A 19,667-nucleotide genomic window follows, 5' to 3' on the forward strand; every position below is an offset into this window, starting at 1 on the left:
TTCAGTTCTCCTCGTGGAGCGTGTGGCGGGTGGGAGTGGCGGTGATGCGCAGGTCGGGGCCGAGCCGCGCGGTCTCGGTCACATCGAGTCGCAACGCCTGCCCGATGGTGGTGATTCCGGCGTCGCCGACGGCGGCGGGGCCCGCGCCGAGCAGCACCGGCGCGAGATAGCCGACGACCTTGTCGACGGCGCGCGCGGCGAGGAACGCCCCGGCGAGGGTCGGGCCGCCTTCCAGGAGTACGGAGCGCACGTCGCGTTCGTGGAGCGCTTGGAGCAGCGCGGGGATGTGCAGCCCGCGGCCACCGGCGGCGCGCGGCAGCCGGACGAGCGGGGCGAGTCCTTCGAGGTGGGCGGTGTCGGCGTCGTCGGCGACCGCGATGAGGGTGGGCGCGGTGCCGTCCAGGACCCGGGCGCCGGGCTTGACGGCCGAGGCGCCGGAGTCGACGACGACCCGCAGCGGCTGGCTGACCTCGTCGTCCGTCAACCCGCTGATCCTGGCGCCCAGTTGGGGATCGTCCGCGCGGGCGGTTCCGGAGCCGACGATGACGGCGTCGGCGCGGGCGCGCAGCCGGTGCACGTCGGCGCGCGACTCGGGCGACGAGATCCAGCGGCTGGTGCCGTCCGCCGCGGCGATCCGGCCGTCGAGGGTGGCGGCGTACTTCCACAGGACGAAGGGACGGCCGCGCAGTACGGACGTCAGCCAGGCTTCGTTGACGGCCGCCGCCTCGTCGGCGAGCAGTCCGCCCTCGACGTCGACCCCGGCTTCGGCGAGGGTGACGGCGCCGCCGGTCGCGGTCGGGTTCGGGTCGGATACGGCGTAGACGACGCGGGCGACACCGGCGTCGATCAGCGCCTGGGCGCAGGGTCCGGTGCGACCTGAGTGGTTGCAGGGTTCCAGGGTGACCACGGCGGTGCCGCCCCTGGCGCGTTCGCCCGCCGCGCGCAGTGCGTGGATCTCGGCGTGCGGGCCGCCGGCGCGCCGGTGCCAGCCCTCGCCCGCGGTGCGGCCGTCGGCGTCCAGGACGACGCAGCCGACGACGGGGTTGGGGCTGGTGTGCCCGAGGCCGCGGGCGGCAAGCTCGATGGCACGGCGCATCGCCGCGGTCTCGGCGGGTTCTGTGGTGGCCACCGGGTCCTCCTGCCTCTTCGGGCACGGACTCCGGGGCTGTCTGGACGACAGAAGCGGAAACAAGCCATGGCATACCGGCCGGAAAACAGAGAGCCCACCCGGAACAACGCACCGGGTGTGCCGCCGACGGCGGTATACCGAAGCTCGCCCGCCGCGCACTGCCTCCCATCCGGACTTTCACCGTCGGTGCAGGAATTTCACCTGCTCAACCGGCCGCTGGCTGCGGACGGGTCGCGGACTGTTACCGCCGGTTCGGAATTACACCGACCCCGGAGTGCGCTGCTGCTCATTTCAGTACAGGGCCAGTCTGCCACGGCTGATCGACGGCCATGCGGGCGAAGCCTGTGGGCTGTCTCACAAGCCACGGGCACGTCGGATGTCACGGATACGGCGGGTGAACCGTCATCACGGGGAACCTCCCGCACGACTCCGACCTCAAGGACTGATCCCCGATGGCGACAATTCTGGTGACCGGCGGCACGGGCGCACTCGGGCGGCCCCTGGTCGACCGGCTGCTCCACGACGGCCACGACGTCCGCTCGCTGAGCCGCAGGCCCGCGCAGGGCCCGCCGCGCCCGGGACTGCGGACGTACGCGGTGGACCTGCGCAACGGCACCGGTCTCGCGGCGGCGGTGGCGGGCGCCGACACGGTGGTGCACTGCGCTTCGACGCCGTCGGGCGGGGACGGCGAGGCCGCGGGACGGCTGGTGGCCGCGGCGCGGGCGGCCGGCGTCGGGCACCTCGTCTACATCTCGATCGTCGGCGTGGACCGGGTGCCGATCGGCTACTACCGCACCAAGCGGGCGGTGGAGCGGACGATCGAGGAATCCGGCATCGGCTGGACCGTGCTGCGCACCACGCAATTCCACGACCTGGTGCTGAGGGTGGTGAAGGCGGGTTCCCGCTCGCCGGTGCTGCCGGTGCCGACGGGGGTGCGGGTGCAGCCGATCGAGGTGCGTGAAGTGGCCGGCCGGCTGGCCGACTTGGCGTCCGCGCCGCCGGCCGGCCGGGTCGCCGACATGGGCGGGCCCGAGGTGCTCGACACCCGCGCACTGATCCGGCTCACCCTGCGGTACGCGGGCCGGCGCCGGCTGCTGGTGCCGCTGTGGCTGCCGGGCAGGGCGGCGACCGCGCTCCGGGCGGGCGGCATCCTCGCCCCGGAGCACGCCGTCGGGGAAGGGACGTACGAGGCGTTCCTCGCGGCGCGGGCGGGGCGTCCTGCCTGAGCCCGAGGGGCCATCCGTACGAGTGAGGCCGGTACGCGCGACGGGCCGTACGGGGAACGGGCGGTGCGGGGAACGGGCGGTGCGGAGGCGGGCCCCGGCCGTCGGCGCGGTCAGCCGCCGCCCGCGAACAGTTCCTCCTGCGCGGCGTCCATCGCCGCCAGCACCGCGCCGCGCAGCACGCCGGAGCCGCCGGTCGTGCCCGCCCGCACCTCGGTGGCCAGCGGTGAGAGCCGGGCGAGCCGGGCACCGACCCGGTCTGCGAGTTCCGTGCCGCCCGCTCGGCCGATCTCGCCGCCGAGCACCACGCAGCCGGGGTCGAGTACGGCGCTGACCGCCGCCGCGCCGATGGCGATGTGCCCGGCGAGCGCGTCGAGGAAGGCGTCACCACCCTCCGGGTCCGCGAGGGCGGCCCGTACGAGGGCTTCGGCGGGCGGCGCGCCGCCGTCCGGGGGGACGTCGCCGTCCCGGGCCGCCGCGCCCGCCGTGATGCCGTGTTCCGTCGCCAGCCGGACGATCGCCGCCGACCCCGCGAGCGAGTGGAAGCCGCCGTCGCAGCCGTGCGCGGAGGGCAGGGCCGCGGTGCCGGGGACGGGCAGGAAGCCGATTTCGCCGGTGCCGCCGGAGGCGCCGCGGCGCAGCCTGCCGTCCAGGACGACCGCGGCCCCCGTGCCGTGGCTCAGCCAGAGCAGCACGAAGGTGTCACGGTCGCGGGCCGCGCCGTCGCGCTGCTCGGCGATGGCGGCGAGGTTGACCTCGTTCTCCAGCAGGACCGGCGCCGGGCGGGCACGGAGCGCCGCGATCAGGTCGGCGTGCCAGGCGGAGAGCCGGTCCGTGCCGCCGAGCCTGCCGGTCGCCGGGTCGACGAGGCCGGGGGCGCCGACGGCGAGGGTGTGCGCGCCGGACGCGCCGGACGTCCGCAGCGCGGTGTCCAGAGCCTTGAGGGTGGCCGCCACCGCCCGCTTCGCCGGGGTGCCGGGGCGGATGGAGACGCTGTGTTCGGCGCGGGTGCGGCCGAGCAGATCGGCGACGGCGACGGTGGCGCGGTGGGGCCGCAGATCGAGGCCGACGAGGTGGGCGCGGTCGGCGACGATGCCGTAGAGGCGGGCGTTGGGGCCACGCCGCGCGGCGCCGCTCTCGCCGACGACCGCGATGAGGCCCGCTTCCTGGAGGCGTTCGACGAGGTCGGCGACGGTCGGGCGGGACAGGCCGGTCAGCGCTTTGAGCTGGTTCGCCGTCAACGGGCCTTCGGATTGCAGGAGTTGCAGGGCAAGCCGGTCGTTGATCCGCCGGGCGGTGCTCGGGGACGCGGTACGGCCGGTGGCCACCGTGCGCGGTGCATGCATGGCGGAATCTTTCCAGAAGTCACCCTCTTATTAACAGGCAGGGTTCCTGATAGTTTACGGCGCATGGCCGGCCATGACGTCTGTGACGCGACCCATCCGCCCCCACGTCCCTCGGACGAAAACCCCCGCACCTCGCTGCGCCGCGCGCGCTGGGCCATCGCCCTGGTCTTTCTCGTGCACGGCGCGGTGACCGGCAACTTCGCCACCCGCATCCCGTGGATCCAGGACCACGTCGGCATCAGCACCGGCCAACTCGGCCTCGCCCTGGCCTTCCCCGCGATCGGCGCGTCCCTGGTGATGCCGCTCGCCGGGCGGATCAGCCACCGCTTCGGAGCCCGTACCGCGCTGCGCGGGCTGCTGGCCCTGTGGACCCTGGCGCTGATCCTGCCCGCCCTCTCCCCCGGCCTGATCACGCTGTGCTGCGCGCTGCTGGTGTACGGCGCGAGCGCCGGGATGGCGGACGTCGCGATGAACGCCCTGGGGGTGGAGACCGAGGAGCGGCTGGGGCGGCCGATCATGTCGGGGCTGCACGGGATGTGGAGCGTGGGCGCGCTGCTCGGTTCGGCGGCCGGCACGGTGGCCGCGCACGCGGGGACGGACGCCCGGCTGCATCTGGGCGTCGCCGCGCTGGTCCTGACCGTCATCGGCACGGCCGCCTGCGGCGGGGTGCTGGATCTGCGCAGCGCCCCGGACGCGCACCCGCCGCCGCGCTTCACCCTGCCGCCGAAGGCGGCGCTGGTCATCGGTGCCGTCGGGTTCTGCGCGGTGTTCGCCGAGGGGGCGAGCCTGGACTGGTCGGCGGTCTACCTGCGCGACGTGCTGCACACCGACGCGGGTCTTGCCGCCGCGTCCACGACCGCCTTCTCCTGCACGATGGCGGCGGTGCGGCTGGCGGGCGACAAGGTGGTGGCCAGGTTCGGCCCGGTACGCACCGTGCGGGGCGGCGGCGCGCTGGCCACCGCGGGCGGCCTGCTGGTCGTCGCGGCACAGCAGCCGGCGATGGCGCTGGCCGGGTTCGCGATGATCGGGCTCGGTATCGCCGTGGTGGTACCGCTGGCCTTCGCGGCGGCCGGGCGCAGCGGCCCCGCCCCCAGCCAGGCCATCGCCGGTGTCGCGACGATCACCTACACGTCGGGCCTCATCGCGCCCTCCACGATCGGCGGCATCGCCCAGGCGACCTCGCTGACGGCGTCGTTCACGCTGGTCACGGTGTTGGCGGCGGGCCTGATCGTGGGGGCGCGGGTGCTGCGGCTGCCGGGCCGTACGACGGCGGACGGCAGCCGGGGGACGGCGGACGCCGGCGGTGCGGGGCGGGCCTGAGCGCCCTCCGGGACCGGCGTCCGCCTTCCGTCACGCCGCGGCGTCGGCCGCTTCGGACGGCTCCGGGCTCCACAGCAGCCCGGTGGCGATCGTCCTGGCACGGTCCGACCAGGGGGTGGGGCGCAGCGCCTGCGGGTCGACGCGGACCAGGACGCGGTGGCCCCTGGCGTAGGTCTCGGTGCCGTCGGCCGAGCAGATCCGGAAGCCGTAGGTCAGGCCGGTGCGGCCGACGCGTTCGACCCAGAGGTGGGCGGCGTAGCGGCCGGCGCCGGTGACGGGGCGCTCGTAGGAGATCTTCATCTCCTTGATGACGTTGCACATGTCGCCCGCGGCCGACCAGTCGCCGTCGAAGGTGAAGCCGTGGCCCTCCCAGTACGCGGCCCAGGCGCGCTCGGCCAGCAGCGGGAAGCGGGAGTTGTGGAGCATGCCGAGCGCGTCGAGGTCGTCGAAGTGGACGGTGACGGGGACCAGTTGCCCGTAGGGGACGGGGCTCGCGGCCTGGCGGGGTTCGACGCTCACGGGTGGTGCTCCTGAAGTGCTCGGTACGGCTGCCGTGCGGGGCGCGCGGAACGCCGTCGGCCGGTGAGGCACAGCTCGCCGGCCGGCGGACGCAGCCGTGGGTACGGGTGGTGCAAGTAGTACAGAACGAAACCATCGTAAGCGGCTGCTCAGAATGTTTTTGCCCGGGACGTCCGCGACCCCGGCCCGGCCACGCCGCCTCCGCGGTCCCCGCCGCGCCGGGGACCGCGGAACGCCTCAGCCGTCCTTGCCCGCGGATCCGTCGTCATCACTGGTCCCCGCGTCGAGGAGGGGCGTACGGCGCTGACCGGCCGCGGTGGAGAGCCAGCGCAGCGCGTGGTAGCCGGTGAGCACGACGAGCGTGCCGAGAGCGATGCCGCTCAGTTCGAAGGTGTCGGTGAACTTCAGCGAGACGCCGCCGATGGCGATGACGATGCCGGCCGCCGCGGGGATGAGGTTCAGCGGCACCGTGAAGTCCACCTTGTTGCGCACCCAGATCTGCGCGCCGAGCAGGCCGATCATCCCGTACAGGATGACGGTGATGCCGCCCAGCACACCGCCGGGGATCGCGGCCACCACCGCACCGAACTTCGGGCAGAGGCCGAAGAGCACGGCGAAGCCCGCCGCAGCGGTGTAGGCCGCGGTGGAGTAGACGCGGGTCGCCGCCATCACACCGATGTTCTCGGCGTAGGTCGTGGTGGCGGGGCCGCCCACCGCCGTCGAGACGACCGTGGCCGTGCCGTCGGCGACGATCGCCATGCCCATCTTGTCGTCCAGCGGATCGCCGGTCATCTCGCCGACCGCCTTGACGTGCCCGGCGTTCTCCGCCACCAGGGCCACCAGTACGGGCAGCGCGACCAGGATCGCGGACGCCGAGAAGTTCGGGGCGTGGAAGGTGGGGACGCCGATCCAGTCGGCCTTGGCCACGCCGGAGAAGTCGATCCGCCAGTGGTCGGTCAGCTTGCCCGCGCCGTTGACCGAGTGGATCGGGCCCGCGATGCGGTCGAGCACCCAGGACAGCGCGTAGCCGAAGACCAGGCCCAGGAAGATCGCGATGCGCGACCAGAAGCCCCGCAGGACGACGAGCGCGAGGCCGGTGAAGAGCATCGTCGCGAGCGCGGTCCACTGGTCCTGCGGCCAGTAGGTGGACGCGGTGACGGGCGCGAGGTTGAAGCCGATGAGCATGACGACGGCGCCGGTCACCGTGGGCGGCAGCACCGCGTGGATGACCCGTGGCCCGAGGACGTGGATGGCGATGCCGCAGCCTGCCAGGCACGCGCCCACCACGAGCATCGCGCCGGTCAGGGTGCCGGCGTCACCCCCTTGGCCCGCGATCACCGCGGAGACTCCCACGAACGAGAGGGAGGAGCCCAGGTAGCTGGGGATGCGTCCGCGCGTCATCACCAGGAACAGCACGGTGGCGACGCCGGACGCCATGAGGGCGAGGCTGGGGTCCAGGCCCATGAGCACCGGGGCGACGAAACACGCCCCGATCATCGAGACCACGTGCTGGGCGCCGAGCCCGATCGTCCGCCCCCAGGTGAGGCGTTCGCCGGGCTTAACCACCTCCCCCGGCTCCAGGTGACGCCCGTCTCCGTGCAGTTTCCACCCGAAACCAGCCATGATCACACTCCACATCCGCGACGCCCTGCACGTCACAGAGCCGAGGTGATTCATAGTCGAACGATTGCTTCTGGACAAACCGAACCCGAGGGTGTTTCCGGCGCCCGTGAGCTGCTAGGGATCACCGGCCGACGGCACGGGGAGGCCGCGGCGCGACGTCGTGGCCGGGGCGGAGCGAACGGCGGGGGCGGGAAGCGCGGCAGCGACCCGCCGCCCGCTTCGGGCTCCCCCGCCGTCCCGTTCAGCCGAGTTTCTTCACGGCTTGGTAGTACGTCCAGGCCAGCGCATTGCAGGAGACTTTCGACGCGCCCGAGTAGCGCAGGCACACACGCCGGAGATCCGCGTACAGCGCGCTGTCGAGCCGCGGTTTATTCGCCGCGAAGCCACCCGACTTCTTGTAGTTGCGGTACCCGAAGTCGTGCCGCGCGCAGGAGATCTGGAAGGGGAATCCCAGGGGATTGTCGGGTGAACTTGAGCAGTAGTCGGTGGACCAGTCGAATCCGTACGCGGACCATTTCGACTGGTTTCCGCGAGCCGCCACCCAGGTGGTGTAGCTGGACGCTCCGGTCTCCGTCCAGGTCTTCAGGACCCGGGGTTTGTCGGCGGGTACGGCCTGTGCGGGAGCGGCGGCGACCAGCATCGCGCTCAGGCCGAAGAGGGGGGCGGTCAGTGCGGCGGCGAGTCTTCGGGACATACTGCAACCTCCGGAATTCGGCGCCGCGTTGTCCGTTGAACGCTTCCCGGGACGCCGAAAGTATGCGGTTCTCAAAGGTCTGTTGCGCTCGCTGAACGGCCGAAAGCCACAAGAGGGCGCGCCGGTTATTACCCCGATCCGGTCAAAGCCACACGGCTCTCCGCATTGTTCACACGCAAGGTGCCACGCTGAGCCGGTGACGACTACTCAGCAGTGCGGCGGCGAAAGCCCGTCGGACAGGGCGGAGCGGGCGCGGCGGCTCCCCGCCGACGCGGCCGGCGGCGCGGCACAGGCGCTGGCGCGGATGCGGGCGCTGGACGCCGCGCTGCCCGCCGACGACGGGGTGGCCGTCTTCAACGGCGTGTACCTCGCGGTCACCGAAGAGGTGGACCGGCGGATCGGGGGCGGCGGATTCCAGGACCCGTCGGCCGCCGGCGAGCTGGATCTGCGGTTCGCCCGGCGGTACTTCGCCGCGGTGGACGCCGCCGCCACGGGGCTGCCCACCCCGGCCTGCTGGCGTCCGCTGTTCCAGCTCAGACGCCATCCCGGCGTGCGTCCCCTCCAGTTCGCGCTGGCCGGGATCAACGCCCACATCGGGCACGACCTGGCGCTCGCCGTGGTCGACACCTGCCACGCCCTGGGCTGTGAACCGGCCCACCTGGAAGGGGACTTCGACCGCGTCGGCACGGTCCTGACCGGCCTTGAGGAGCGGATCAGGGAACGCCTGATGCCAGGACCCGACCTCCTGGACATCGCCGATCCGCTCACCCACCTGGCAGGTTCCTGGAGCCTGGAGATGGCAAGGGACGGCGCCTGGGCCGCGGCCCGGATGCTGTGGGGCGCACGCCGGCTGCCGGAGTTCGCCGACGAGTTCGCCGAACGGCTCGACGCGAGCGTCGGCCTGGTGGGCCGCTGCCTGCTGACGCCGCTGGGCTGAGCCTTCCGCACCGGCCGCGCGGCGCACGGCCGCGCCGGTTCCGCCGGACGGACCGCCGCCGTAGGGTGCGCCCATGACGCTACGGCTGGGACTGGGGCTGCCCCAGATGGCGCAGTACGACCCCGGGCACGACGTGCTGGAGGTGGCGCGCACCGCGGAACGGTCCGGATACGACAGTGTGTGGGTCTACGAGCGGGCGCTGCTTCCGCGTGCGCCGCTGGACGGCCTCTACGGCACGGCGGGTGTCCCCTGGCTCGACCACTACCACTCCTGCGCCGACCCGTTGGTGACGCTGTCGCTGGCCGCCGCCGTCACCCGCCGGGTGCGTCTGGGCAGCAGCGTGCTGGTCTCCGGGCTGCACGCGCCGTTCCCGCTGGCCCGTACGCTCGCGACGCTCGACGCGGCGAGCGGCGGCCGGGTGCTGGCCGGATTCGGGACCGGCTGGTCGCAGGACGAGTACCGCGCGGCCAAGGTCACCGGCTTCGCCGACCGCGGGGCCCAGCTGGACGAGCTGCTGGACGTCTGCGCCGCGGTCTGGGGCCGGAATCCGGTGGCGTACTCGGGCCGCTACGCCGAGATCGCGCCGTCCGACGTCGGGCCCAAACCCGCCCGGCCGGTCCCCGTGTATCTGGCGGCGGCCGGCGGCCGGGCCCTGGAGCGGGTGGCCAGGCGGGCCGACGGCTGGCTTCCTGCCCACCTGACGGGTGAGCAACTGGCCTTCCAGCGGCGGAAGTTGGCGGATGCGGCCGAGCGGCACGGCCGGGACGCGGCGGAGATCGCGGTCTGTCTGCGGGTCGAGGCGGAGCCGACCGGCGCGCCGCTGCCGGCCGCCGGGCGCCGCCCGTACAGCGGCAGCCTCGACCAGATCGTGCAGGATCTGGCCGAGGCCGAGCGGGCCGGGGCGCAGGAGGTGCTGCTGGACCTCCAGACGCACTGCGCCGACGGCGGCGAACTCGCCGATCAGGCGGCCGAACTGTACGCGGGGGTACGCGCGGCCGGGCTGTAGGGGCGGCCACAGGGGCCGCCCCTGGTGTCAGTCCTCCGGGAGTTCGACCGGCGCGATCTCGTCGTAGACGTCACCGGGGCCCGGGTTCGCGGCGTCGGTGCTGCCGCCGAAGTGGTGCATCACGCCCCACACCGCGTTCAGGGCGGTCTGGACGGCGCCCTCGGCCCAGCCCGCCGTCCAGGAGATGTCGTCGCCCGCGAGGAAGATGCCACGCTTGTCCTCGGGGAGGCGGTCCTGCATGAAGTGGGTGAACAGGCGCCGCTGGTAGCGGTAGTGGCCGGGCAGGTTGGCCTTGAAGGCGCCCATGAAGTAGGGCTCGTTCTCCCAGGAGACGGTCACCGGGTTGCCGATGATGTGCCGCCGGATATCGACCTTGGGATAGATCTCCGACAGCGACTTCAGCATGACCTCCATCCGCTCGTTGGCGTTCAGCGGCAGCCACTTGAGGCTGTCGTCGCACCACGTGTAGGAGAGGCAGATGACGGCCGGCTCGTCGGGTCCGTTGTCCAGGAGGTAGGTGCCGCGGGTCATCCGGTCGGTGAGCGTCATGCTCATCACGTCCCGGCCGGTCTCCTCGTCGGTGTCCAGCCAGAACGGCCGGTCGACGGGGACGAACAGCTTGGACGACTCCATGTAGTGGGTGCGCTCCACCGCCGTCCAGTGGTCGATGGGCAGCAGCGCGTCGTCACAGGCGATCTTCGACAGCAGCATCCAGGACTGCGCGGTGAAGACGGCCGCCTCGTAGGTGCGGATGTCGCCGTCGGCGTCGGTGACGGTGATGCGGTTGCCCGCGGTGCGGTGCAGCCGGGTCACCGCGGGGCGCGGCGTGCCACCGTGCAGCGAGGCGAGCGAGGTGCCCTGCGCCCAGTGCAGGAGCTTGCCTGGCTCGCGCTCCCACAGGCGCAGCGGCAGTTGCTGGCTGCCGCCGACGATGCCGCGGTGGTGGTCGTCGGCCTCGGTGTAGACGACCCGCAGGATCTCCAGGATGGAGTTGGGGAAGTCGGTGTCCCAGCCGCCGGTGCCGAAGCCGACCTGGCCGAAGATCTCCCGGTGCCGGAAGGACTTGAAGGCGGTGGAGTCGCAGAGGTAGCCGTAGAAGGTCTGGTTGTCGAGCTTCTCGACCAGGCGGGACCAGATCTCGCGGATGCGCGGGACGTCCCGCTCGCGGATCGCCCGGTTCATGTCGGAGAAGTCGGCGCCCTCTTCGAGGCAGGCGTTCCAGGCGTCCATGACCTGGTGGTAGACCTCGGGCAGGTCGTCGACCGTACGGGCGTAGTGCGACTCGCCCTTGAGGTCGACGATGGTCGACGGGGTGTCGGGCGCCAGCGGGTTGGGGAACGGCCGGGTCTCAAGGCCCACCAGGTCGATGTAGTGCTGGAGGGCGGTGGAGGACGGCGGGAAGCGCATCGCGCCCATCTCCGCGGTCAGCGACGGGTCGCAGCCGTCGAAGCCGACGGTCCGCAGCCGGCCGCCTATCTCGTCCGCCTCGTAGACGACGGGCTTGAGGCCCATCTTCATCAGCTCGTAGGCGGTGACGATGCCGGAGAGGCCGCCGCCGATGACCGCGACCTCCTTGCCGTGCTCCGTCGCCGGGATCTGGCCGAGGCCCGCGGGGTGCGCGAGGAAGTCGTCGTAGGCGTACGGGAAGTCCGGGCCGAACATGGTGATCGGCGGCTGGGCATCCGCGTGGTGGGCTGCGGTGGGCACCGTGGACGTCATCGGGTACGGACTCCTTGCGGGCAGGTCGGACGGCAGGCGGGAGGTGGGTGCGGGCGGCGGCCCGGAAGGGTGTGGTGAGGTGCGGGGCTGCGGTCAGGCGAGCGAGCCGTAGAGCCCGGGGCGCCGGTCGGCGAGGTACGGGTTCTCCGACCGCGACCGGGTGAGGAAGGCGGCGTCCACCTCGGCCTGCACCAGCTGCTCCGAGCGGCCCGCGCGGGCGCGTACGACGCCGTCAGGACCGGCGAGGCAGCTGAGTCCGACGAACTCGAACTCGCCCTCCGCGCCGACCCGGTTGACGTACGCGACGTACATCTGGCTCTCGAAGGCGCGCACCGGAATGACGGATTCGGCGACGAACTGGAAGGGGTGCATCTGCGCGGTGGGCACCAGCAGCAGATCGGTGCCGGCCAGCGCGTGCGCCCTGACGTTCTCGGGGAACTCCACGTCGTAGCAGATCAGCAGGCCGATCCGGAGGCCGTTCAGCTCCGCCTGGACGACCGGCTGCGCGCCGGGGGTGAACCACTCGCGCTCGAAACAGCCGAAGAGGTGTGTCTTGCGGTAGTTCGCGAGCCGGGCGCCGTCCGGGCCGATCAGCTGGGCGGAGTTGTAGACCGCGTCGCTGCCGGGGTCGGGGTCGAGCTCGGGGTAGCCGTAGAGGATCGCGAGGCGGTGGTCGGCGGCGATCCGGGCGACGGCCGCCGCGCTCGCGCCGTCGGCGGTCTCGGCGAGCCGGTGGACGCCGTCGGCGATGGCGTAGCCGGTGAGGAACATCTCGGGGCAGGCGAGCAGTCCGGCACCGGATGCCGCCGCGTCCCGCGCCGCGTCATCGAGGATCCGCAGGTTGTGCGCGGTATCGCCCGGCGTGCCCGAACTCTGGAGCAGGGCGGTGCGCAGCGACGACATGAGACCCCTCGGCGGGACGGTTCTGGTGGGACGCCTTGACGGTACGGGCCGCTGATCACCGGGGACAAGGCGGCACCGTTGCGCGTCGACGGACGATTCGTTGCGCGTTACGGCCGCTCAGCGGCGATTCGTTGCGGGGGCGCACCGGCAGCGGCCGTCATCACCTCGCGTACCAGGCCGCGCAGCCAGCGGTGTCCCGGGTCCGCGTCCTGCCGCGGATGCCAGGCCATGGCCATCGGCATCGGTGGGAGGCCGAGCGGGATCTCCAGGGTCCGCAGTCCGAGGCCCCGGACCGCCACGGCGCCGAGCCGTTCGGTGGAGAGGCCGACCGCGTCGCTGTCCCGCACCATCAGCAGCGCCGCCGCGAAGGTCGGGACGGTGGCGATCACCCGGCGGCGCAGCCCCAGGTCGGCGAGGGCCGCGTCGATCGGTCCCGTGAGCCGGCCGCGGCGGGAGAAGTTGAGGTGCGGGGCGTCGGCGAAGCGGCGGGCGGTGAGGCGGGCCTCGGTGAGCGGGTGGCCTTCGCGCACCACGGCGACCCCGTGGTCGGCGAACAGCGGCTCGGTCACGACCTCGGGCTCGCGGCTGTCGATGACACCCAGCTCCAGGTCGGCGGCGCCGTCGCGCAGCAGCGGCAGATCGACGTGGCTCTCGCCGATGAAGCGCAGCACCACCTGCGGCGCCTCGCGGGCGATGCGGGCGACGAGGCCGGGACCGACGGTGGTGATGAGCAGGTCGTTCGCGTTGATCGTGAAGATCCGGTCGAGCTGTGCCGGGTCGACCGGCGCGGGCGGCGCGAAGACCCCGTGCGCCGCCTCGACCAGCCGCCGCACCTCGGCGCGGATCTCCAGGGCACGCGGCGTCGGCACCATCTGCTGCCCGGCGCGGACCAGGACGGGATCGCCCAGGGCGCGGCGGATACGGCCGAGGGTGCGGCTCATGGCGGGCCCCGAAAGCCCCATCCGGTCGGCGGCTGCGGCGACGCTTTCCTCTTCGAGCAGGGCGTCCAGTGCGGTCAGCAGATTGAGGTCGATGTGCGGGTCGCGCGTCATCGGGTGGCGGCCCCCCTTGTCCTGGAGATCGTTCCGGCCGTTCCGGTGGGGCTCCAGCTTCCCAGGTGTGGCGCCGCGGCCGGGATCTTCGGGGTCGCCGCGGCCGTGACCTGCGGGTTCAGCCCGGCGTACCCGAGCTGAAGCGGCGCAGCAGCGGCGAGAGGACCAGCACCGACTTGGTGCGCTCCACGAACGGTTCGCCGGCGATCCGCTCCAGTACCCGCTCGAAGTGGCGCATGTCGGCCGCGAAGACCTGGACGATGGCGTCCGCCTCGCCGGTGACGGTGGAGGCGGACGCCACTTCCGGATAGCGCGACAGGCCGCGGTGGATCGCTTCGGGCGAGGTGTTGCGGCTGCAGTACAGCTCGATGTAGCCCTCGGTCTTCCAGCCGAGCGCCGCCGGGTCGACCCGTACCGTGAATCCCGTGATGGCGCCCTCGGCCCGCAGCCGGTCCACCCGGCGTTTGACGGCGGGCGCCGAGAGCCCGACCTCCTGGCCGATGTCGGCGTAGCTGCGCCGGGCGTCCTCGGCGAGGGCGTGGACGATACGTTCGTCGAGGTCGTTCAGTCGCACTGCGGGTGGATCACTTCTCTGCCGTGGCCAATCGGGACCGGCGCAAGCCGTAACCGAAGTAGACCACAAGGCCGACGGCCATCCAGATGCCGAAGACCACCCAGGTCACGACGCCCAGGCTGCCCATCATGTAGACGCACAGCACGAAGCCGATCGCCGGGAAGAGCGGCGAGAGCGGCGTACGGAAGGAGCGCTTCATGTCGGGCCGGGTACGGCGCAGCACGATCACCGCGACGTTGACCAGCGCGAACGCGAAGAGGGTGCCGATGCTGGTGGCGTCCGCGAGCTGACCGAGCGGCACGGCGGCGGCGAGCACCCCGCAGAACAGCGAGACGATGACGGTGTTCACCCGGGGGGCGCCTGACTTCGCGTGCACCTTGGAGAACACCTTCGGCACCAGGCCGTCCCGGGACATCGCGAAGAGGATGCGGGTCTGCCCGTAGAGCACGGTGAGCACGACGCTGGCGATGGCGACGACGGCGCCCGCGGCCAGCAGGACGGCCCAGACGTCCTGTCCCGTGACGTCCTTGAGGATGCCGGCCAGCGCGGCTTCGGAGCCGACGAACTTCTTCCAGGGCAGCGCGCCCACGGCCACCGCGGCGACCAGGCAGTACAGCGTCGTGACGATCACCAGCGAGAGCATGATCGCGCGCGGCAGGTCGCGCTGCGGATTCTTGGCCTCCTCACCCGCCGTGGAGGCCGCGTCGAAGCCGATGTACGAGAAGAACAGCGTGGCCCCCGCGGCGCTGACCCCCGCCATGCCCATCGGCATGAAGTCCCGGTAGTTGCCGGACTTCACGCCCTGGAGGGCGACGCCGCAGAACAGCAGCAGCGCGACGATCTTCACCGCGACCATGATCGTGTTGGCGCGGGCGCTCTCCCTGGCGCCGCCCAGCAGGAAGACCATCGCGAGCAGCACGACCAGCAGCGCCGGCAGGTTGAAGATGCCGCCGTGGCCCGGCGGTTGGGAGAGCGCGTCGGGGATGGTGACCCCGATCGTGCCGGCCAGGAACTCGTTCAGATACTGGCCCCAGCCGACCGCGACGGCCGCGACCGAGACGCCGTACTCCAGGATCAGACACCAGCCGCAGACCCAGGCGACCAGCTCGCCGAGGGTGGCGTACGTGTAGGAGTAGGACGACCCCGACACCGGGATGGTGCCGGCCAGCTCCGCGTAGGACAGGGCGGAGAACAGGGCCGTGACGCCGGCGATGACGAACGCGATGATGACGGCGGGCCCCGCCTTGGGGACGGCCTCGCCGAGGACCACGAAGATGCCGGTACCGAGCGTGGCGCCGATGCTGATCATGGTCAGCTGCCACATGCCCATCGTGCGGCGGAGCGTGCCGCCCTCACCCTGACCGCCCTCGGCGACCAGCCGCTCGACGGGCTTGCGCCGCATCAGCCGGGTGCCGAGGCCCCCGGAGGAGGGCCGCCGTGGGTCGCTGTCCCCTGCGGGTGGGGCTGCGCCGTGGTCCAACACTGGGGTGGCTCCTTTATCGCTGCCGGTCAGATGGTCCGGATGACGGCGACCGGGCAGCGGTCGGCATGCGGGCGCGACGAAACACCCCGCAGCAGGAGACCGCCGAGCAGGCGGTCCCCGCCACTCCACGTACAGCGCTTGACCTTACGGCCAGGCGCTGACCTGCCGTAATGCAGGTTCCTTGCGCAACCACGGACGATCGTTGCGCACCGGAGCGGCGGGCGGTCGTTCGTTGCGCGCCCACCGTCCGATCGTACGGCGGCCGTACGCCGTACCGCCCGCCGGACAGCGGGGCGCCCCGGCAGGCCCCGCACATGCGGCAGGCCCCGCACCGGATCGCTCCGGTGCGGGGCCTGCGCCATGCGGGTACGGGGCGCCGCTGATCAGCTCCAGCTGTCGTGCAGCGGCTTGCCCTCGGCGTAGCCGGCCGCGCTCTGCACGCCGACCACCGCCTTCTCCGCGAACTCCGCCAGCGAGGCGGCGCCCGCGTAGGTGCAGGAGCTGCGGACACCGGCGATGATCGAGTCGATCAGGTCCTCGACGCCGGGGCGCGCCTGGTCGACGAACATCCGCGAGGTGGAGATGCCCTCCTCGAACAGTGCCTTGCGGGCCCGGTCGTACGACGACTCCTCGCTCGTGCGGTTGCGCACCGCGCGGGCCGAGGCCATGCCGAAGCTCTCCTTGTACGGACGGCCGTCGGCGGTGTGCTGGAGGTCGCCCGGCGACTCCAGGGTGCCGGCGAACCACGAGCCGATCATGACGTTGGAGGCACCGGCGGCCAGCGCCATCGCCACGTCACGCGGGTGCCGTACGCCACCGTCGGCCCAGACGTGCTTGCCGTACTTCCTGGCCTCGGCGGCGCACTCCAGCACCGCGGAGAACTGCGGGCGGCCGACGCCGGTCATCATGCGGGTGGTGCACATCGCGCCGGGGCCGACACCGACCTTGATGATGTCCGCGCCGGCCTCGATGAGGTCGCGCACACCCTCGGCGGCGACGATGTTGCCGGCCACGATCGGCACCTGCGGGTCCAGCGCCCGTACGGCCTTGACCGCGCTGATCATCGACTCCTGGTGACCGTGCGCGGTGTCCACGACGAGGGTGTCCACACCGGCGGCCAGCAGCGCCTTCGCCTTGCCCGCCACATCGCCGTTGATGCCGACGGCGGCGGCGATGCGCAGCTTGCCGTCGGCGTCCGTCGCCGGGGTGTAGAGGGTCGCGCGCAGGGCGCCCTTGCGGGTGAGGATGCCGACGAGCATGCCGTCCGCGTCGACCGCGGGGGCCAGCTTGCGGTTGGCGGCGTCCAGGCGGTTGAAGGCTTCCCGCGGGTCGATGTCCGCGTCCAGGACCAGCAGGTCCCGGCTCATGACCTCGGCGACCTGGGTGAAGCGGTCCACCCCCGCCAGGTCGTGCTCGGTGACCACGCCGACCGGCCGGCCGCCCTCGACGACGATGCCCGCGCCGTGCGCCCGCTTGGGCAGCAGCGACAGGGCGTCGGCGACGGTCGCGATCGGCGACAGCACTATGGGCGTGTCCAGGACCAGGTGCCGGCGCTTGACCCAGGTGACGACCTCGGTGACGACGTCGATCGGGATGTCCTGCGGGATGACGACGAGCCCGCCGCGGCGGGCGACGGTCTCGGCCATCCGGCGGCCGGCGATCGCGGTCATGTTGGCGACCACCAGCGGAATGGTGGTGCCGCTGCCGTCCGGCGCGGACAGATCCACGCCCTGCCGGGAGCCCACGGCCGAGCGGCCGGGCACCATGAACACGTCGTCGTACGTCAGGTCGTACGGCACCGAAGAACACTCTTCGAGGGCACCGTTCTTCGGGTTCAGGAATCGCATACCGCCAGGATACGGGTCACCACCTGCAGTGATGCGATCATCCGACTACTCGTCGGGGCGTCCTGTGCGATGCGACAAACGGCCGCTCGCGCCGCCGTCCGCGCCCCGGGACACCGCTCTCAGCGCTCCCGCCGCGACGGGCCTCTGGCCAGGATCACGGCGAGTCCGGTGTCCGTGCCGCGCCAGTACGCCACCGCGTCGGCGAGTACGTTCTCGACCACACTCCAATCCTGCGGAGCGGCGGCGGCGAAGGACTGCCAGCCGGTGACCACCAGCAGCCGGCCACGGCCCGCCGGGCACCAGGACAGATCGGTGAGGCAGTCGGCCAGCGCGTCCCAGTTGCCGCCGAACCAGTCGGGGAAGCGCAGCGCGCGGGCGCAGCGGTCCAGGAACTCCGCCTTGTCGGCGGCGCCTTCGAGATCCAGCGCGGCGCCGCTCCAGCCCGCTTCGGCCGCCGCGGCCAGCGCGTCGGCGACCGGCCGCTCGGCGGGCCAGGACAGCACCCCGGGAGGTGTGCTGCCGTCGAGCACCGCCACCAGCGGCACCGGCACGGAACCCGTCATCGGAGCACCGCCTTGAAGGACCGGTAGTGATCGTCCGTGTAGTACGTCTCGTGCCGGTCACCGGTGATCAGCCGGCGCGCGCCGCGGTCCCGCGATCCCGGGGTACGGACCGTGTACTCGTGGTAGTAACCGCGCGTCTGGCGGGGCAGCAGCCGCTCGTAATTGCCGAAGACCGTGCCGTCCTTCGGGTACGGGAAGGGCCCGCCCGCGTCGATGAGCCGGAGCGTGTCCCTGGCCTGGCTGGGCAGTCCCGACGCGGGGACGACGGGCATGCCGTGCGCCCAGGACGGTGCGCCGGAGGCGCCGGGCGACCGGGTGGCGGAGGCGGCCGTACCGGCAGGTCCCGGCGCGCCCGAACTCCCCTTGCCCGCACCGCCCGTCGAACATCCCGTGAGGACCAGCAGCAGACCGGCGAGGAGCGCACCGATGACGGCGGTGGCCGTACGTGGGGCGGAACGGATCATCATGGCGCCGATGCTGTCACAGCGGTGGCCGTGCTGCGCGCCGGTGGCGGCGGCGCGGTACCCGCCGCCCCGATCCGCCGTTCCGGCCCGGCGTCACGCCCCGTCGGGGTCCGCGCGGTCCAGGGCGGGGCGGGGCCCGGGGCCGGTCTCCAGCAGCAGGTGGTCGGCCGCCGCGGTGTCCGTGACCAGGCTCGTCACCAGTCCGGAGCGGAGCACCGCGCCGATCGCCGCCGCCTTGCGCCGGCCGCCCGCGATGGCGACGACCTCGGGGATGCGGCGCAGCCGGTCCGCCTCGACCGTGATGCAGCGCTCGCCCAGATCGCGGCCGATCCGGCGGCCGTCGGCGTCGAAGAGGTGCGCGGACATCTCGGCGGCGGCGCCGAGCGAGGCGTAGTGCTCGCGCTCGTCCTCGCCCAGCATGTCGTAGACGGTCGACACACCGGGCTCCCAGGAGCCGATGGAGACGCAGGCGACGGTGACCTTGTCGAAGTAGTCGAAGGCCCTGGCGATGCCGGTCTGGCCGCGCAGCGCGGCGGCGGTCGCCGAGTCCGGCAGCAGCATCGGCGCGTAGATCGGGTGCGCCTCACCCCCGGAGACGTCGGCCGCCCGGCGCACCGCCTCGACCGAACCCCGGTCGGCGGTGCCCGCGTCGTACACGCCGGTCAGCTGGACGACGGTGCACGGCGGGAGCCGGTGCAGGGCCGCCGCCATGTGGATGGTGGACCGGCCCCAGGCCAGGCCCAGCACATCGCCCTCGGCGACCAGTTCGCCGAGCAGGTCGGCCGCGACCTCGCCGAGGTTCTCCGGGTCGGCCGCGTCCTCGGACGCGTCGGCCGGCGACTCGACGACGACCGCGTGCCGCAGGCCGTAGCGGGCCCGCAGCGCGTCGGAGCGTTCGGCGTCCAGCTCGGACGGCACCCGGATCTCGATCCGTACGAGATCACGCTCCAGGGCCGTCTCCAGCACCCGGGCGACCTTGAACCGGCTGACGCCGAACTCCTCCGCGATCTGGATCTTCGATTTGCTCTCCAGATAGAAGCGGCGGGCCATGGCCGCGGCCTGCACCAGCTCGGCGGGGCCCATACCGGACTGCGGGCGGCTGGCTACCACGAAAATCTCCCCTGTTGCGCATCTGATCGAGTCTTTGCTCATCCTTTCAGAAACCCGGGGCCGACGGGGACCACGACCACCCCTTGGGTGTGAACGCGGGGTGGCGCCGTGGACAACCGGGAGCGGGGCAAGGATGAAAGAAGCGGGACGAGGCG

At 72.7% G+C, this 19,667-nt stretch carries 18 protein-coding genes and 1 riboswitch; of the genes, 4 read left to right on the forward strand and 14 right to left on the reverse strand.

Annotated features, from left to right (window positions below; translation table 11 throughout):
• Position 1 precedes the first annotated feature (1 nt).
• Positions 2-1,129, reverse strand: coding sequence for a bifunctional diaminohydroxyphosphoribosylaminopyrimidine deaminase/5-amino-6-(5-phosphoribosylamino)uracil reductase RibD (gene ribD, locus ACIBK8_RS15685; RefSeq protein ID WP_399042351.1), 1,128 nt, complete (start codon positions 1,127-1,129; stop codon positions 2-4).
• A gap of 151 nt (positions 1,130-1,280) precedes the next feature.
• Positions 1,281-1,411: riboswitch (FMN riboswitch) on the reverse strand.
• A 170-nt stretch (positions 1,412-1,581) separates the two neighbouring features.
• Between ribD and ACIBK8_RS15690 the strand changes: the two genes are divergently transcribed.
• Entirely contained in the window at positions 1,582-2,355 is a 774-nt protein-coding gene (locus ACIBK8_RS15690; protein WP_399042352.1) for an SDR family oxidoreductase, read from the forward strand.
• A 110-nt stretch (positions 2,356-2,465) separates the two neighbouring features.
• Here the strand turns inward: ACIBK8_RS15690 and ACIBK8_RS15695 are convergent, their stop codons facing one another.
• Positions 2,466-3,698, reverse strand: coding sequence for an ROK family transcriptional regulator (locus tag ACIBK8_RS15695; protein ID WP_399042353.1), 1,233 nt, complete (start codon positions 3,696-3,698; stop codon positions 2,466-2,468).
• Positions 3,699-3,761: 63 nt separating this feature from the next.
• On the opposite strand from ACIBK8_RS15695, the gene ACIBK8_RS15700 reads away from it, so the two are divergent.
• Positions 3,762-5,018: an MFS transporter gene (locus tag ACIBK8_RS15700; protein WP_399042354.1), complete on the forward strand. Its 1,257-nt coding sequence runs from the start codon at positions 3,762-3,764 to the stop codon at positions 5,016-5,018.
• 30 nt (positions 5,019-5,048) lie between these two features.
• Here the strand turns inward: ACIBK8_RS15700 and ACIBK8_RS15705 are convergent, their stop codons facing one another.
• The 3 genes from ACIBK8_RS15705 to ACIBK8_RS15715 all read right to left on the reverse strand — a co-directional run bounded on the left by ACIBK8_RS15705 (position 5,049) and on the right by ACIBK8_RS15715 (position 7,854).
• Complete coding sequence (locus ACIBK8_RS15705) at positions 5,049-5,537, reverse strand: acyl-CoA thioesterase (RefSeq protein WP_399042355.1); 489 nt, start codon at positions 5,535-5,537, stop codon at positions 5,049-5,051.
• A gap of 237 nt (positions 5,538-5,774) precedes the next feature.
• Positions 5,775-7,160 (reverse strand): uracil-xanthine permease family protein, encoded by a 1,386-nt coding sequence (locus ACIBK8_RS15710; RefSeq protein ID WP_399042356.1) that lies wholly within the window; start codon positions 7,158-7,160, stop codon positions 5,775-5,777.
• 241 nt (positions 7,161-7,401) lie between these two features.
• Positions 7,402-7,854 carry a phospholipase gene (locus ACIBK8_RS15715; protein ID WP_399042357.1) on the reverse strand — a complete coding sequence of 151 codons (453 nt, stop codon included), beginning with the start codon at positions 7,852-7,854 and terminating at the stop codon, positions 7,402-7,404.
• 295 nt (positions 7,855-8,149) lie between these two features.
• On the opposite strand from ACIBK8_RS15715, the gene ACIBK8_RS15720 reads away from it, so the two are divergent.
• A complete protein-coding gene (locus tag ACIBK8_RS15720) occupies positions 8,150-8,791 on the forward strand; it encodes a DUF5995 family protein (RefSeq protein WP_399042388.1) in 642 nt (213 codons plus the stop codon).
• Between the two features lie 73 nt (positions 8,792-8,864).
• Positions 8,865-9,797 (forward strand): TIGR03619 family F420-dependent LLM class oxidoreductase, encoded by a 933-nt coding sequence (locus ACIBK8_RS15725; protein ID WP_399042358.1) that lies wholly within the window; start codon positions 8,865-8,867, stop codon positions 9,795-9,797.
• A gap of 27 nt (positions 9,798-9,824) precedes the next feature.
• On the opposite strand, the gene ACIBK8_RS15730 is transcribed toward ACIBK8_RS15725, so the two are convergent.
• The 9 genes from ACIBK8_RS15730 to ACIBK8_RS15770 form a co-directional block, all read right to left on the reverse strand.
• A complete protein-coding gene (locus ACIBK8_RS15730; RefSeq protein ID WP_399042359.1) occupies positions 9,825-11,516 on the reverse strand; it encodes a flavin monoamine oxidase family protein in 1,692 nt (563 codons plus the stop codon).
• A 93-nt stretch (positions 11,517-11,609) separates the two neighbouring features.
• On the reverse strand, positions 11,610-12,419 hold the full coding sequence (locus tag ACIBK8_RS15735; RefSeq protein WP_399042360.1) for a carbon-nitrogen hydrolase family protein: 810 nt from the start codon (positions 12,417-12,419) through the stop codon (positions 11,610-11,612).
• 107 nt (positions 12,420-12,526) lie between these two features.
• Positions 12,527-13,471, reverse strand: coding sequence for a LysR family transcriptional regulator (locus ACIBK8_RS15740; protein ID WP_399042361.1), 945 nt, complete (start codon positions 13,469-13,471; stop codon positions 12,527-12,529).
• A 118-nt stretch (positions 13,472-13,589) separates the two neighbouring features.
• Complete coding sequence (locus tag ACIBK8_RS15745; protein WP_393687758.1) at positions 13,590-14,045, reverse strand: Lrp/AsnC family transcriptional regulator; 456 nt, start codon at positions 14,043-14,045, stop codon at positions 13,590-13,592.
• 10 nt (positions 14,046-14,055) lie between these two features.
• Complete coding sequence (locus tag ACIBK8_RS15750; protein ID WP_399042362.1) at positions 14,056-15,528, reverse strand: amino acid permease; 1,473 nt, start codon at positions 15,526-15,528, stop codon at positions 14,056-14,058.
• 383 nt (positions 15,529-15,911) lie between these two features.
• Positions 15,912-17,375 carry a GuaB1 family IMP dehydrogenase-related protein gene (locus ACIBK8_RS15755; RefSeq protein ID WP_399042363.1) on the reverse strand — a complete coding sequence of 488 codons (1,464 nt, stop codon included), beginning with the start codon at positions 17,373-17,375 and terminating at the stop codon, positions 15,912-15,914.
• A 119-nt stretch (positions 17,376-17,494) separates the two neighbouring features.
• The gene (locus ACIBK8_RS15760; protein WP_399042364.1) at positions 17,495-17,938 is read right to left on the reverse strand and encodes a barstar family protein; all 444 of its coding nucleotides are present in this window, start codon (positions 17,936-17,938) and stop codon (positions 17,495-17,497) included.
• Positions 17,935-18,405 (reverse strand): ribonuclease domain-containing protein, encoded by a 471-nt coding sequence (locus ACIBK8_RS15765; RefSeq protein WP_399042365.1) that lies wholly within the window; start codon positions 18,403-18,405, stop codon positions 17,935-17,937. The genes ACIBK8_RS15760 and ACIBK8_RS15765 overlap by 4 nt, the downstream gene beginning before the upstream one ends.
• 90 nt (positions 18,406-18,495) lie before the next feature.
• The gene (locus ACIBK8_RS15770) at positions 18,496-19,485 is read right to left on the reverse strand and encodes a sugar-binding transcriptional regulator (RefSeq protein WP_399042389.1); all 990 of its coding nucleotides are present in this window, start codon (positions 19,483-19,485) and stop codon (positions 18,496-18,498) included.
• Between the last annotated feature and the right edge of the window lie 182 nt (positions 19,486-19,667).

This window comes from Streptomyces sp. NPDC050161 (genome assembly GCF_044460025.1).
GTDB lineage: Bacteria > Actinomycetota > Actinomycetes > Streptomycetales > Streptomycetaceae > Streptomyces.